The 15030-nt window shown below is 64.1% G+C and carries 9 protein-coding genes; 7 read left to right on the top strand and 2 right to left on the bottom strand.

Annotation, left to right across the window (positions count from 1 at the left end):
- The first annotated feature begins 1 nt into the window (after position 1).
- Positions 2 to 721 carry a phosphate signaling complex protein PhoU gene (phoU, locus tag IEW49_RS01950; protein ID WP_188641100.1) on the top strand — a complete coding sequence of 240 codons (720 nt, stop codon included), beginning with the start codon at positions 2 to 4 and terminating at the stop codon, positions 719 to 721.
- 22 nt (positions 722 to 743) lie between these two features.
- Positions 744 to 1433, top strand: a complete 690-nt coding sequence (gene phoB, locus IEW49_RS01945; RefSeq protein WP_188641099.1) for a phosphate regulon transcriptional regulator PhoB — start codon at positions 744 to 746, stop codon at positions 1431 to 1433.
- Here the strand turns inward: phoB and acs are convergent, their stop codons facing one another.
- Both acs and IEW49_RS01935 read right to left on the bottom strand, forming a co-directional pair.
- A complete protein-coding gene (gene acs / locus IEW49_RS01940) occupies positions 1434 to 3335 on the bottom strand; it encodes an acetate--CoA ligase (RefSeq protein WP_188641098.1) in 1902 nt (633 codons plus the stop codon).
- A 60-nt stretch (positions 3336 to 3395) separates the two neighbouring features.
- Positions 3396 to 4010, bottom strand: coding sequence for a flavin reductase family protein (locus tag IEW49_RS01935; RefSeq protein WP_188641097.1), 615 nt, complete (start codon positions 4008 to 4010; stop codon positions 3396 to 3398).
- 348 nt (positions 4011 to 4358) lie between these two features.
- Here IEW49_RS01935 and IEW49_RS01930 point away from each other — a divergent pair, with 348 nt between their 5' ends.
- The 5 genes from IEW49_RS01930 (at position 4359) to IEW49_RS01910 (ending at position 15029) form a co-directional block, all read left to right on the top strand.
- Positions 4359 to 5135 carry a Crp/Fnr family transcriptional regulator gene (locus IEW49_RS01930; protein ID WP_188641096.1) on the top strand — a complete coding sequence of 259 codons (777 nt, stop codon included), beginning with the start codon at positions 4359 to 4361 and terminating at the stop codon, positions 5133 to 5135.
- 87 nt (positions 5136 to 5222) lie between these two features.
- A complete protein-coding gene (locus IEW49_RS01925) occupies positions 5223 to 9605 on the top strand; it encodes a chemotaxis protein CheB (RefSeq protein ID WP_188641095.1) in 4383 nt (1460 codons plus the stop codon).
- 131 nt (positions 9606 to 9736) lie between these two features.
- Complete coding sequence (gene ku / locus IEW49_RS01920; protein ID WP_188641094.1) at positions 9737 to 10576, top strand: non-homologous end joining protein Ku; 840 nt, start codon at positions 9737 to 9739, stop codon at positions 10574 to 10576.
- Position 10577: 1 nt separating this feature from the next.
- Positions 10578 to 13106: a DNA ligase D gene (gene ligD / locus IEW49_RS01915; RefSeq protein ID WP_188641093.1), complete on the top strand. Its 2529-nt coding sequence runs from the start codon at positions 10578 to 10580 to the stop codon at positions 13104 to 13106.
- Between the two features lie 501 nt (positions 13107 to 13607).
- Positions 13608 to 15029 carry a site-specific DNA-methyltransferase gene (locus tag IEW49_RS01910; RefSeq protein ID WP_188641092.1) on the top strand — a complete coding sequence of 474 codons (1422 nt, stop codon included), beginning with the start codon at positions 13608 to 13610 and terminating at the stop codon, positions 15027 to 15029.
- Position 15030: the final 1 nt, after the last annotated feature.

Raw genomic sequence — 15030 nt, 5'->3', positions numbered from 1 at the left:
TATGGAACATACCGTCAAGGCATTCGACGAAGACATCACCCAGCTGCGCGGCTTGATCGCGGAGATGGGCGGTCTCGCCCAGTTGTCCGTTACCGAAGCGATCACCGCGCTCGAAACCGGCGACAACGATCTCGCCCAGAAGGTCCGCAAGCGCGATGCGCAGATCAATGCGCTCGAGGCCGAAATCGATCGCCTCGCGGTGCGGCTGATCGCCTTGCGCGCGCCGATGGCCGACGATTTGCGCGAAGTAGTCGCCGCGCTGAAGATCTCGGGCGTGCTCGAGCGGATCGGCGACTATGCCAAGAACATCGCCAAGCGGATCGGCAAGATCGAGGGACGCAAGCATTTCGAGCCGCTGACGCTGATCCCGGCAATGGGCGAACTGGCCGGCGAAATGGTCCACGACGTGCTCGATGCCTTTGCCGCGCGCGATGCCGCCCGCGCCAAGGAGATCATCGCCCGCGACGACAAGGTCGACGCCTTCTACGACAGCATCTTCCGCAATGTCGTGACCCACATGGTCGAGAACCCGCAGACGATCGGCACCGCCGCGCAGATGCTGTTCATCGCGCGCAATATCGAACGCATCGCCGACCATGCCTGCAACGTCGCCGAACAGGTCTACTTCGCCGCCACCGGCAACACGCTGGTCGAGGATGGCGGGCACGACCACGACGCGCAGATGTTCGACGACCGCGACAACCCGCCGACCGAAGACTGACCGCCGACGGGGGTAACGAGCAATGGCCCAACCCTACCTCCTCCTCGTCGAAGACGATCCCTCGCTCGCCGAGATGCTGGCCTACCGGTTCGAGACTGCCGGATACCGGGTGCAGGCGACCTCCGACGGCGACGAGGCGCTGCTGCTGGCGCGCGAGGAAGTGCCCGATCTCGTCGTGCTCGACTGGATGATCGAAGGCACCAGCGGGATCGAGGTCTGCCGCCGGTTGCGCCGCGACAGCGGCACCGCGCAGGTGCCGATCATCATGCTCACAGCACGCGGCGCCGAGGATGACAAGATCCGCGGTCTCGACACTGGGGCCGACGATTACATGTCGAAGCCGTTCAGCCCGCGTGAACTGGTGGCGCGCGCCAATGCCGTCCTGCGCCGTATCCGCCCCGCCCTTGCGGGCGAGAGCTTGACCGTCGGCGGGATCGAGCTCGATCCCGTCCAGCACCGCGTGACGCGCAAGGGCGAACAGTTGAAGCTCGGCCCGACCGAGTTCCGCCTGCTGCGGCACCTGATGGAAAGTCCGGGCCGGGTCTTCAGCCGCGGACAATTGCTCGATGCCGTTTGGGGCACCGCCAGCGAGATCGAGGAGCGCACGGTCGACGTCCATATTCGGCGCCTGCGCCAGGCGATCGAGATCGAAGGCGAGCCCGATCCGGTGCGCACCGTGCGCTCGGCCGGCTACGCGATCGAGGCGGTCTAGCTAGACCAGCGCGTTCTTCTTCAAATCCTCGACCACCGCCGGATCGGCCAGCGTCGAGACATCGCCGACTTGGTCCGGCTGGCCCTCGGCGATTTTCCTTAAAATCCGCCGCATGATCTTGCCCGAACGGGTCTTGGGCAGCGCGGGCGCGAATTGCAGCGCGTCGGGAGTCGCGATGGGGCCGATTTCTTTGCGCACCCACTGCCGCAATTCCTCGCGCAATTCGTCGCTTTCGGCCGCGTCGGCGTTGAGCGTGACATAGGCGTAGATGCCCTGCCCCTTGATCTCGTGCGGCATGCCGACCACCGCCGCCTCGGCCACGTTGGGATGCGCGACCAACGCGCTCTCGACCTCGGCGGTGCCCATGCGGTGGCCCGAAACGTTGATCACGTCGTCGACCCGCCCGGTGATCCAGTAATAGCCGTCCTCGTCGCGGCGGCAGCCGTCGCCGGTGAAATACCTGCCTGGATAGGTCGAGAAATAGGTCTGGAAGAACCGCTCGTGATCGCCGTAGACCGTGCGCATCTGGCCCGGCCAGCTGGCTGTAAGGCACAGATTGCCCTCCGCCGCGCCGTCCAGTTCCCCGCCCTCGGCATCGACCAATTGCGGTCGCACGCCCGGCAGCGGTCTGGTGGCGGAGCCCGGCTTGGTCTCGACCGCGCCCGGCACCGGCGCGATCATCGTGCCGCCGGTCTCGGTCTGCCACCAGGTGTCGACCACCGGACAGCGCCCTTCACCCACCACGGTCGAATACCATTTCCACGCCTCGGGATTGATCGGCTCGCCGACCGTGCCGAGCAGGCGGAGTTGCGAACGATCGTGTTGCGTCACCCAATCGTCGCCCTCGCGCATCAGCGCGCGGATCGCGGTCGGCGCAGTGTAGAACACGCTCACCCCCAGCCGGTGTGAGGTTTCCCAGAAACGGCCCGGGTCGGGATAGTTGGGCACGCCATCGAACATCACCGTGCGCGCGCCGTTCGAAAGCGGACCGTAGACGACGTAGGAATGCCCGGTGATCCATCCGACATCGGCGGTGCACCAGAACAGGTCTTCGGCCACATCCTGGCCTTCCTCCGGCCCGAACAGCAGGCGATAGGTGAAAGTCACCCACAGCAGGTAGCCGCCGGTGGTGTGGAGTACGCCCTTGGGCTTCCCGGTCGAGCCCGAAGTGTAGAGAATGAAGAGCGGGTCCTCCGCCGCCATCGGCTCGGGCGGACAATCGGCATCGACGCTTTCGCGCGCATCGTGCCACCACACGTCGCGGCCCTCGACCACGGGCACGTCGTCACCCGTGCGCCGGACCAGGATCACCGAATGGACGTCGGGACAGCTTTCGAGCGCGGTGTCGGCATTGGCTTTCAAGGGGATCGACTTGCCCCCGCGCCGGCCACCGTCCGCCGTTACCAGCACCGAGCTTTCGCAATCGCGGATGCGGCCCGCGAGGCTATCGGGCGAGAAGCCGCCGAACACCACCGAATGCACCGCGCCGATCCGCGCGCAGGCGAGCATTGCGAACGCCGCTTCGGGGATCATCGGCATGTAGATCGTGACCCGGTCGCCCTTCGCGACCCCGCGCGATTTGAGCACATTGGCGAAGCGGCAGACCTCGGCATGGAGGTCGCGATAGCTCAGCTCGTAACCTTCGCCCGGCTCGTCGCCCTCGAATACGATCGCCGTTTGGCCCCCGCGAGTATCGAGGTGCCGGTCGATGCAATTGGCACTGAGGTTGAGTTTCCCGTCGGCGAACCAGCGGATATGGAAATCGTTCGCGTCGAAGGACCAGTCGCCCGCTTCGTTCGGCTCCTCGATCCAGTCGAGCCGCGAACGCGCCTGGTCGAGCCAGAAGCCGTCCTCGTCCTTGGCCAATGCGTCGTGCATCGCCTGCAGCTTTGTCGGGGTCATGCGCTTGGATCTCCTCTCTCCCGCAACGATGGGCGAGCGGCGAAGCGCGTGCAAGCCGGTTCAGTCGGCTTGGGCGATCCTGTCGAGCAGCGCGCGCTGCGCCTCGCCCGTCTCGGTCAACCGCCAGCCGTCGGGGCCTTCCTCGACCAGTCCGGCGGTCACCAGCGCGGCGTGGTCCTGCGGATCGATCCCGCCTCCATCCTTGGGCATCAGCCTGCCATAGCGCCCCGAATGATAGACCAGCGGCTCGGCCGCGCTGCGGGCGAAATCGACCACCTCGCCGAGAAAGATCGCATGGTCGCCGCCCTCGTATTCGTAGCGCGCGCGACAGCCGAAACGCGCCGCGCAGCCGGCGATCAGCGGCGCCCCTTCGGGCCCGTCCGAGACGGAGAGGCCGCCGAACTTGTCGGCACCCGACCGGGCAAAGCGATCCGACATATCCTGCTGGTCGGCGGCGAGGATATGCACCGCCCAGGCGGTCGCGTCGCGGAAGGCGGGCAGCGAATGCGACGACAGTGCGAGGCTCCACAACACCATCGGCGGGTCGAGCGAGACCGAGTTGAAGCTGTTGGCGGTGAGCCCCACCGGCTCTCCCCTGGGATCGCGCGCAGTCACGATGGTGACCCCGGTCACGAAGCTTCCCAGCGCATTGCGAAAGGCGGATTTGTCGAGCACTTCCGCCTCGCTAGGGGCCAGAGCCGGGAAGGGCAATACGCCTCGATGGCTCGTCTCGCGCGCGGCGCACGGGCGAGGTGTCGGCGAGGTGGGGGCGAAACCGCCGGGCGATTGCGGGTGGCCCGAAGGGGAGGGATTCGGTTTCGGGCGCGGTCCGGGCGGGAACGGCCCGTGCCACCCGCGTGCGAAAGGCTGGGCGCGTGCCCCGGCGCTGTCGATAACATCGGTCAAGCGGGTGTCGAATCGCACCGAAGCCGATATTTTTCATGAACGTGCATAGCGGCGACCAAGTTCATGAAATACCAGTGTTAGTTTGGAACCTGCCGGTATTGGGAGCGTTAACTTCACATGGGGCATGCCAAGGCTGGGAAGAATGGGGCAGCACTGCATCCGGAGGCCGTGGCGGCACCGGAGACAGTTCCGCTCGCTTCGCTGGTAAGCCGCCTCGGCAAGTTTTCCGCGGTCGAATCCGGTGACACGCTCCGCTCGCTCGTCAGGGGCCGGCGTGGCTATGATCGCGACACCCCGGCCTGGGCCGAGCGCGGCGATCTGGCCAGCATCGTCGTGATCGAAAGCGGATGGGCGTACAAGTTCGCGATCATGCATGACGGGCGACGTCACATCGCCGATTTCTTCGGTCCCGGCGCGATTTGCAACTGGTCGCGGCTGTCCCGGTTCGAAGAGCAGGACGACATCCTTTTCAAGGGCGGCGCGAGCGTGACGTTGCTCGAACCCGGCCTGCTAGACGAGAAGCTGAACGAGGATGCGAGCCTGGCGAGCACGATCAAGCGCCACGAACTGGCGCGCGCGATGCGGACGACGCAACGGATCCGTGCCTTCATCTCGCTTCCGGCGATGGAGCGAACGCTTCTGCTGTTGCTCGACTTCGCCGACGAATTGCGCACGGTCGGCAAGGCGCCGGATTGGATTCATACGCCTTTCGCACAAGCGGAACTCGCCGACATGCTCGGCCTGACAGCGGTGCATGTGAGCCGCGTGTTCAAGAAGCTGGTCGATACCGGCATCATCGTACGCGACGGCAATTCGGTGCGGTTCACCGATCGCCGGCGGATTGAGCGCGACCTCGCCTATCGTCGCTTTTTCCAGGCTCGCAGATCCCCGTAAGCTCCCCAACATTTGTTAGGCGTTCGGCAGTGGCTTATCACCGGTATTGCGTCTACCATCGCTGCCATGGGGTAGGGTGAGCAATCGATGTCCAAGTTCGACTATCCGATTGTCGCAGTTGGCGCCTCGGCCGGGGGGATCGAGGCGCTCAAGGCACTCGTCGAGTGCATCCCGACGGATTCGCGCGCGACCTACGTCATCCTGCAGCATCTCGCGCCCGACCACGAAAGCCAGCTCGTCAGCATACTCGGGCGCGATTCGAAGCTTCCCTGCATCCAGGCCGAGGAAGATCTCGCCCTTGAGCCGGGGCATATCTACGTCCTGCCACCCGACAGATATCTGAGCATCGTCGATCACGGCCTGTTCGTCCAAACCCCGCTCGAACCGCGCGGTTCGCGCATGCCGATCGACTATTTCATGCGCTCGCTGGCGGAAGCCGCAGGCCCGCAATCGATCGGCGTGATCCTCTCCGGAACGGGAAGCGACGGCACGCTTGGCCTGCGCGCGATCAAGGGGGCGGGCGGGTTGAGCTTCGTCCAGTCGCCCGAAACCGCGCTGTATGACGGGATGCCGCAGGCGGCGATCGATTCGGGCAATGCCGACAAGATCGGTACGATCGGGGAAATCTGCGCGTCGATCGCCGAGCATGCCAAGCGCATGGACAATGGCGACCAGCAGGAATTCGGCCAGGCCGACCTCAACAGCGTTATCGCGCTGATCAAGGCCCGGCTCGGGCTCGATTTCTCCGCCTACAAACCGGGAACGATCGGCCGCAGGATCCGTCGCCGGCTCAAGCTGCTCAGGTTCGAGAAGCCGTCCGAATATCTCGAGCACCTGCGCTCGGACCCGAATGAATTGCGCCAGCTCGCGGACGATATGCTGATCAACGTCACCTCGTTCTTTCGCGACGATACGGTGTGGGACGAAGTGGTCGCCAAGGTGATCACCCCGCTGGTCGAAGCGGCCGGGACCGGACCGCTGCGCATCTGGGTGCCCGGCTGTTCGAGCGGGGAGGAAGCCTATACGCTGGCGATCCTGTTCGAGGAACATTGCGCGCAGCAGGAGCATCCGTGCGACTGGCAGATCTTCGCCAGCGATCTCGACGTCGACGCGATCTCGCAAGGTCGCGAGGGTCTGTATCCGAACAGCATCTCCGCCGATGTCTCGGAAGAACGGCTCCGGCAATTCTTCCGCCGGGAGGACAATCACTTTCGCGTGCACAAACGCCTGCGCGAACGGGTCGTGTTCGCGCACCAGGACATCCTCCACGACCCGCCCTTCTCGCGGCTGGACCTGGTCTCGTGTCGCAACCTGCTGATCTACCTCGATGCGGCGCACCAGCGGCAATTGATGGACACGTTCCATTTCGCCTTGCGCGAGGAAGGCTTCCTGCTGCTGGGCACCTCGGAAACGGTCTCGACCCAATCGCGCAAGTTCAAGTCGATCTCGAAAAAGGCACATATCTACCGGCGACGCCCTGGCCGGGCCGAGGCGCGCTTTACAGCGAGGCAGCGTGGCAGCACCACTCCCGGTCGGATCTCGCAATTCCTCGCCAAGGCCCAGCGCGGCCGGACCAACGAGCTCCACGAGCAGGTCCGCCTGTCATTGCTCGATCGCTACGCTCCGGCCGGGGTCGTGATCGAACCCGATGGCACGATCGTGCATTATTCCGGCCCCGTCCGGCGCTTCGTCGAGACTCCCGACGGTCCGCCCACCCACAATGTCTACGAACTGCTACCCGCCACGCTGCGTGCGCGGGTGCGCGATACCGTGCGCCGGGTCGCAATGGGAGAAAAGCCCGACGGCCGCACCGTGGCGGTTCGGTTCGCCGATCGCGACCAGACGGTGCGGGTCGATTGCGTCGAGCTGGGACAGAGCGAGAGCGCGGACGAGGCTCGCTTTTTCGTCACCTTCGTCGAGGTCGGGGATCCGCACTCGTCCGTTTCCGACGATGCGAGCGCAGCCGAAACCGGCAACGAGCAGGTCCGCCATCTCGAGCACGAACTCGAAATCGTGCGCGAGGACCTGCAGACCACGGTCGAGGAACTCGAAACTTCGAACGAGGAATTGAAGGCCAGCAACGAGGAGGCGATGGCCTCCAACGAAGAGCTGCAATCGGCCAACGAGGAACTAGAGACCAGTCGCGAGGAGCTGCAATCGCTCAACGAGGAACTGGTCACCGTCAACCACCAGCTCGAGGACAAGATCGAGGAGGTCGAGAAGGCGACCGACGACCTGCGCAACCTGCTGTCGTCCACCCGACTGCCGGTCATCTTTCTCGACAACGATTTCCACATCTCGAGCTTCACCCCGACCATGCGCGGCCTGATCGAACTCCGCGACACCGATATCGGGCGTCCGTTCGGCGACCTGGCGCGCAAGATCGACGACCCCGCCTTCGAGGAAGACGCACGCAAGGTCCTCGAAGACCTCCAGCCGATCGAATGCGAGATCTCGGACGACGAGGGCCGCACATACCTGCGCCGGTTGCAGCCCTATCGCACGTCCGAGGAACGGATCGGCGGCGTCGTCGCGACCTTCACCGATATTACCGATCAGGCCCGCACCGCACGATTGCTCGCCTCGCGCGAGCGGCAGGCGCGCATTATCGCGAAGCTCGGCCAATCCGCGCTGTCGATCCGCGAAATCGACGATTTCCTCGACGAGGCCTGTGCCTCGCTGCGCGAAGCGCTCGACTGCGATTTCAGCAAGGTTCTCAAGCTTTCCGACGATGGAAAGGCATTCAACCTGGTCGCCGGTGCGGGCTGGAATCCCGGCACGATCGGAAAGTCCGAAGTCACGGCCGGGCGGCACAGCCAGGCCGGCTATACGATGCTCGAAGAAGGTGCGGTGCTCGTCGCCGACCTCGAAGAGGAGAAACGCTTCGAAGGCCCCCCGCTGCTGAAGGACCATTCGGTGAGATCGGGAATCAGCACCGTCGTCACGGTCGGGCAGAAACCGTGGGGCGTGATCGGCCTGCACGATCGCAAGGCCGGGGTGTTCAGCCACGAGGATCTCTCCATCCTCGAGGCCGCATCCAACATCATCGCCCTGGCAGTGATGCAGTCCACGCGCGAGGAATTCCTCGCCCGCGAACGGCTGGTCCTCTCGCTTGCGATCAGCGTCGCGAACATGGGGGTGTGGACCGTCGACACCGCCACCGACGAGGTCACCTGGGACCAGCGCCTCCGCAAGATCACGGGAATGGTCAACGCCAAGTCGCGTCCCGCCGCCGAGACCTTCTACGATCACATCGCTCCGGAAGACCGCGAGCGGGTGGAACAGGCGATGCGCAAGACGGTCGAGACGGGCAAGCCGTTCGAGGAGCAGTTCCGCTTCTTCCGCCCCGATGGCGAGATGATCTGGCTGTTCGGCAAGGGCGAACGCGTGACCCAGGGCGATCGCCAGATCGTGCTGGGCATCAACAGCGACATCACGCAGCGCAAGCAGCACGAGGAGCAGAACGAGTTCATGATGCGCGAGCTCGACCATCGCGTGAAGAACCTGCTCGCGGTCATCCTGTCGATCACCCGCATCACGTCGAAGACGACCGACAGCGTCGAGGAATTCCTCGAGGATTTCTCGGCCCGGCTCGACGCGATGGCGCGCACGCACAGCCTGCTGGCGCAGGCGCGCTGGTCGGGGACACACTTGCGATCGCTGTTGCAGGACGAGGTCGTCGGCCAGGCCGCCGATGGCCAGGTCGAATTGTCGGGACCGAAGATCACCGTCTCGCCGAGCGCCGCGCAATCGCTCTCGATGATCTTCCACGAACTGACCACCAACGCGCTCAAATACGGTGCGCTCTCGCGCTCGCGCGGCAAGGTCGAGGTGCGCTGGAAGCAGATCGAGGGCGATCGGCTGGAACTGCGCTGGAAGGAAAGTGGCGGCCCCGAGGTCACCAAGCCGGAGAGGCAAGGCTTCGGCACCACGGTGCTCGACCGGATGGCGCACCAGCAGCTTGGCGCGCACGTCTCGATCGAATGGAAACAGAAGGGTATCGAGGTAGTCCTCGACATGCCGATGACGCGATTGCTGCCGGTGGCCGAAGCCGAACCGCAAAAGCAGGTGATTGCCGACCACGCCTCGCACGCTTGCCTCAAGGACAAGAAGGTGCTCGTCCTCGACGACGAATGGCTGATCGCCGAACAGCATGCCGACGTCCTCGCATCGGTCGGCGCTGAGATAATCGGCCCGTTTCTCAAGCTGGAGGACGCGCTCGGATCGGATTACGCAAACGCCGACATCGCGGTCCTCGACTTCGCGCTCGCCGAAGGGACGACCGTGATACCGCTGGCGGAAAAGCTGAAAGAGATCGGTATCCCGATCGTGTTCGTTACCGGCTATGGTTCGCGCACCGAATTGCCGCCCCAGTTCGACGACGACCTGGTGGTCCCGAAGCCGGCCAGCGCCGACGCGATTCTCGACAGCACCGCGCACCTGCTGGCCAACGGCAACGCGGCGCCGTGACCTGATCGGCATCGGTGGCAGCCGGAAACCGGAGCAGGCGCGATGACTTCGGCATGCGGGTTTGGCCTGCCCGGGGCGAGCGAAACCATTTCACGGGCCAAGCGCTGTTCTTCAGGAAACGGAGGCAAGCAATGGCGGCACGCGCTTACTGGCAGGGGCAAATCAGACTCGCGTTGGTTTCGATTCCGGTGGAGATCTATTCGGCGAGCAAGTCGGGCGCGAAGATCAGGTTCAACCAGATCCACGAGCCGAGCGGAAAGCGCATCAAGTACGAAAAGACCGCTCCCGGCATAGGTCCGGTCGATCGCGACGAGATCATCAAGGGTTATGAGATCTCCAAGGGCGAATACGTGCTGCTCGAGGACGAAGAGATCGAGGCGGTCAAGATCGAGAGCCGCAAGACGCTCGAACTGGTCCAGTTCGTCGACGCCTGCGAGATCGATCCGCTCTATTTCGAGAAGCCCTATTACGTCGCACCGAAGGACGATCTCGCCGAGGAAGCCTTCGTCGTGCTGCGCGAGGCGTTGCGCAAGTCCAAGAAGGTCGCGCTCGGCCAGCTTTCGGTGCGCGGCAGCGAGAAGCTGGTCGCAATCAAGCCGTGCGGCAAGGGACTGTTGCTCGAAACGCTGCGCTATGCCGACGAGGTGCGCAAGGCGCAGGGGTTCTTCTCCGAGATCGACGAGTCCAAGCCGAAGAAGGAACTGCTCGACCTCGCAACCAAGCTGATCGAGGAGAGGAGCGCGCCCTTCGACGCGAGCGAATTCGAGGATCGCTATGTCGAGGCGCTGCGCAAGCTGATCGACAAGAAGGCGAAGTCCAAGAGCAAGAAGGCGATCATCGAGGACGTCGACGAGCCGGGTGGCAGCGAAGGCGGCAACGTGATCGACCTGATGGCGGCGCTCAAGAAATCGGTCGGTGAGAAGAAGTCCGGCGCCGCAAAGTCCGGATCGAAGAGCAAGAAGAGCGCCTGACATGGCGAGCGGGCGCAAGCCGGCCGATCCGCTGGCGACCTACAATGCGAAACGCGACTTCAATCGGACGCCCGAGCCCTCGGGCAAGGCGCAAAGCAGCACGAACGGCAACCTCTTCATCGTGCAGAAGCACGACGCCACCAGGCTCCACTGGGACCTGCGGCTAGAAGTGGACGGCGTACTCAAGAGCTGGGCGGTCACCAAGGGTCCCTCGCCCGATCCCGACATCAAGCGGCTGGCGGTCCGCACCGAAGACCATCCGATGTCCTATGCCGAGTTCGAGGGCACGATTCCCAAGGGCGAATATGGCGGCGGCACGGTGATGCTGTGGGATCGTGGCAGCTGGGCCCCGGTCGAAGGCAAAAGCGCGCAGGACCTCGAAAAGGGCCACCTCCACTTCCGCCTCGAAGGCGAGCGGATGCGGGGCGATTGGCTGCTTATCCGGCTGAAAAAGAAGCCCGGTGAAAAGCGCGAAAACTGGCTGCTCAGGAAATTGCAGGACGGGCATGCCGAGGCGGGCGATGGACTGGTCGAGCGCGAGCTGACCAGCGTGCTCACCGGTCGCTCGATGGCCGAGATCGCGGCCGACAAGAAGGGGGAATACCTGCTCGCCGGCAAGAAGGATGAAGCCTTCCTCGCACAAATGGAAAAGGCCTCCTCCCGCAATGCCCGCAATGCCAAGCCACGCAGCAAGCGAAAGCCTGCCCCGCTTCCCAAGTTCGCCCAGCCCCAGCTCGCCACCCTGGTCGACGAGGTTCCCGCCGGGAACGGGTGGATGCACGAGATAAAGTTCGACGGCTATCGCGCATTGGTCGCCGCCAGGTGTGACGAGGTGCGGGTCTTCACCCGCAGCGGCAAGGACTGGACCGACAAGTTCGGCCCGCTGGTCGAAGCGATCGCCGCGCTCGACCTGCCGGCCTGCCTGATCGATGGCGAAATCGTCGCCTATGACCCCAGGGGCAATCCCGATTTCTCGACGCTGCAGCAGGTCCTCAAGCGCGGGCACGGGAGCCAGTCGAAGCAGGATGCGCTCGCCTTCCATGCTTTCGACTTGCTTTCTCTCGACGGGGAGGATCTGGCGAAGCTTCCCAATATCGAGCGCAAGGAGCGGCTCGAAGCGCTGCTCTCCACCGCCGAGCCCCCGATCCATATCGCCGATCACGTCATCGGCGCGGGCGAGCAACTCTACGCTTCGATGTGCGGGGCCGGGCAGGAAGGGATCATCGCCAAGAAGATCGATGCCCCCTATCGCCACGCGCGCAGCAAGGCGTGGGTGAAGGTCAAATGCACCCGGAGGCAGGAATTCGTCATCGTCGGGTGGAAGAAGAGTTCGGCCCGCGGCCGCCCCTTCGCCTCGCTGCTGATGGCGCAATACGAGGGCGACGAGCTGGTCTACAAGGGGAATGTCGGCACAGGGTTCACCACCGACGAACTCGACGAGCTGGCGGCGAAGATGAAGCGGCTGGAGCGCAAGACGCCGCCGGTCGAGACCGACTCGGCAAGCGCCCGCGGTGTCACGTGGCTCACTCCGAAACTCGTCGTCGAAGTGGCCTTTTCCGAATTCACCGCCGACGGGAACATCCGCCACGGCAGCTATCTCGGCCTGCGTTCGGACAAGCCCGCTAAAAAGGTGACGCCCGAACGCGCAGCGCCGACGCCCGCACCCGAAGAGGTGGTGAAGATCTCCAGCCGCGAGCGGATCATCTTTCCCGATAGCGGGCAGACCAAGGGGCAGCTCGCCGATTATTATGCCGCGGTTGCACCGATCATGCTGCCGTTTGCCGGCCACCGGCCGGTCAGCCTTGTTCGCTGCCCGCAGGGGCGCGCAAAGAAATGCTTCTTCCAGAAGCACGATAGCGGGGCCTTTGGCGACCACGTCCACCACGTCCCGATCCGCGAGAAGGACGGCGGGACCGAGGACTACCTCTATGTCGAGGATGCGCGCGGTATCCTGCAATGCGTGCAGATGGGGACGATCGAGTTCCACGGCTGGGGTTCGCGCAGCGACGACGTCGAAGCGCCCGACCGGATGGTGTTCGATCTCGATCCCGACGAGGGTCTCGATTTCGCCGATGTCAGGCACGCGGCGCGCGACATCAGGGCGCGGCTGTCCGATCTCGGCCTGGTCAGTTTCGCCATGCTCTCGGGCGGCAAGGGCGTGCACGTGGTGGTGCCGCTGAGGACCGGCCATACGTGGGACGCGCACAAGGACTTTTCGCGGCGCTTCGCCGAGGCGCTCGCGATCGCCGAGCCCGACCGCTTCACCGCCACGATGAGCAAGGCCAAGCGCAAGGGGAAGATCTTCATCGACTGGCTGCGCAACCAGCGTGGCAGCACCGCCGTGCTGCCCTACTCCGCACGCGCGCGGAGCGGCGCGCCGGTGGCGGTTCCGATCGATTGGAACGAGCTGAAATCGATCGACAATGCGCACCCGTTTTCGATCGACGATGCGAAACGCCTCGTGGAGCGCGCCGAAAGCAAGGCGCTGGCCGGATGGGGCTTCGCCGAACAGCGACTGCCCGATCTCTAGTCATCCCGCGCGCGGTCGTGACGGTTCGTAAACGATCGGGGAAAATGGCGGAGGAGGCAGTCAGCTGCGAACCGCTCTCCACATGCAATTCCCTGCTTCAAGGGAATTAACAGGGAAAAGATGAATTATGCCTCCGATGAGGGGCCGGGTCGGTACGCTGGACCGGCAGAAATCAGCCATTCCCAGAATGGATTTCCCTAAAACGATAACAGGGAATTTACAGGCGCGAGCAGGGATCAATCTGTCGATTAGCAGGGAAGCATGTTCGCGATTTTCGCGGACTATTTTTGCTCGGCCTCCTTGACGAGCAGGGAGCCCAATCCAACCTCATCGCTGTCCTTCGAGGCAGAGGCACCGCGCCCTTCGGCGCACAGCAGCAATTCTCGGGACAACCAACAGCAACCGCCGTGCACTGCACCTGGCGGGACCTTGGTTGTCGCCCGCGTGCTGCAAGCCTCGTCCCTACTCGTGCTGCCTGCTCGGCAACGAAGGACATTTCAGATGAAAAGCCAATCAAAGAAGCGGGCCGCCAACGGCATTCGCAATGACATCGCCTCGCTCGAGCAAAAGCTCGGCCCAATCGAGTATCGGTCGCTGGTCTCGCTCAAGCGATACGAGAACAATCCACGCAAGCACCCGGAGAAGCAGCTGGTCAAACTCGCCGGTTCAATCCGAGTATTCGGGTTCGCGATGCCGATGCTGGTCGATGAGCAGGACATCATCATTGCTGGCGAGGCGCGCCTCGAAGCGGCTCGCCGCGTCGGGATAACCGAGGTGCCTGTTATCGTCGCCCACCAATGGAGCCCAGCGCAGGTGCGATCCTATCGGCTCGCCGACAACCGGCTCGCTGAACTCGGGGCTTGGGATCGCGAGGCGCTGGCGATCGAACTGGCCGCGATCATCGAGTTCGATGAGGCCCCGGTCGAGATACTGGGCTGGGAAACGGCCGAGATTGACTTGGTGCTCGAGGAAGATTTCGGGCCGGCCGACGAGCCCAGCGCGGACCATGCTGACGACCAGGTTGAACCGCCGGCAAAACCAGTCAGTCGCGCTGGCGACTTGTGGCTTCTCGGCGAGCACCGACTCCTTTGTGGCTCCAGCCTCGAAACTGCGAACTGGTCGAAGCTGCTCGATGGCAAGACGGCTGCGATGGTATTCACCGACCCACCCTACAACGTCCCCGTCTCGGGGCACGTCTGTGGGCTCGGCAAGGTGAGCCATGCCGAGTTTGCCATGGCCTCAGGCGAGATGACCAAGGCCGAGTTCACCGCGTTCCTGTCAGAGTTCATCGCGGCGATGCTTCCACACTGCAAGGACGGCGCGGTGCTCGATCTGTGCATGGACTGGCGTCATCTCGGCGAGTTGCTGTCCGCAATCGAGGGTAACGGACTTTCGCTGCTCAACCTGTGCGCGTGGAACAAGAACAACGGGGGGATGGGGAGCCTGTACCGGTCGAAGCACGAGCTGGTCTTCATCACGAAGAAGGGGAAGGCCCCGCATACCAACAACGTCGAGCTGGGCAAGCACGGGCGTTATCGCACCAACGTCTGGGACTACGCAGGCATAAATACCTTCGGGAAGGACCGCATGAAGGATCTCGCGGACCACCCGACCGTCAAGCCCACCGCCCTCGTTGCCGACGCGATCCGAGACGTCACCCACCCCGGTGAAATCGTGCTAGACGCCTTCATGGGCTCTGGCACCACGATACTGGCATGCGAACGCACGAAGCGTCGGGGGTACGGCATCGAGATCGAGCCGGGATATGTCGATGTCGCGATCCGGCGATGGGAAACCATGACAGGCGAGAGAGCCGTGCTGCTCGAAACTGGCCAAGGCTTTGCCGAAGTTGCCGCGCTCCGCGCCGACAACCCGGCCGAGAATGAAATCCCGGCGGCCCAAAAAACGACCAGCGCTGCTTGAT

This window comes from Pseudoblastomonas marina (assembly GCF_014641655.1).
GTDB lineage: Bacteria > Pseudomonadota > Alphaproteobacteria > Sphingomonadales > Sphingomonadaceae > Alteriqipengyuania_A > Alteriqipengyuania_A marina.
Note: the sequence above shows the minus strand (reverse complement) of the source record. Positions and strands in the feature narration are given on the sequence as shown.

Excerpts from the sequence above, each read along its gene's own strand:
- phoU (WP_188641100.1), top strand. The coding sequence starts at position 2 with ATGGAACATACCGTCAAGGCATTCGACGAAGACATCACCCAGCTGCGC.
- phoB (WP_188641099.1), top strand. The coding sequence starts at position 744 with ATGGCCCAACCCTACCTCCTCCTCGTCGAAGACGATCCCTCGCTCGCC.
- acs (WP_188641098.1), bottom strand. The coding sequence starts at position 3,335 with ATGACCCCGACAAAGCTGCAGGCGATGCACGACGCATTGGCCAAGGAC.
- IEW49_RS01930 (WP_188641096.1), top strand. The coding sequence starts at position 4,359 with ATGGGGCATGCCAAGGCTGGGAAGAATGGGGCAGCACTGCATCCGGAG.
- IEW49_RS01925 (WP_188641095.1), top strand. The coding sequence starts at position 5,223 with ATGTCCAAGTTCGACTATCCGATTGTCGCAGTTGGCGCCTCGGCCGGG.
- ku (WP_188641094.1), top strand. The coding sequence starts at position 9,737 with ATGGCGGCACGCGCTTACTGGCAGGGGCAAATCAGACTCGCGTTGGTT.
- ligD (WP_188641093.1), top strand. The coding sequence starts at position 10,578 with ATGGCGAGCGGGCGCAAGCCGGCCGATCCGCTGGCGACCTACAATGCG.
- IEW49_RS01910 (WP_188641092.1), top strand. The coding sequence starts at position 13,608 with ATGAAAAGCCAATCAAAGAAGCGGGCCGCCAACGGCATTCGCAATGAC.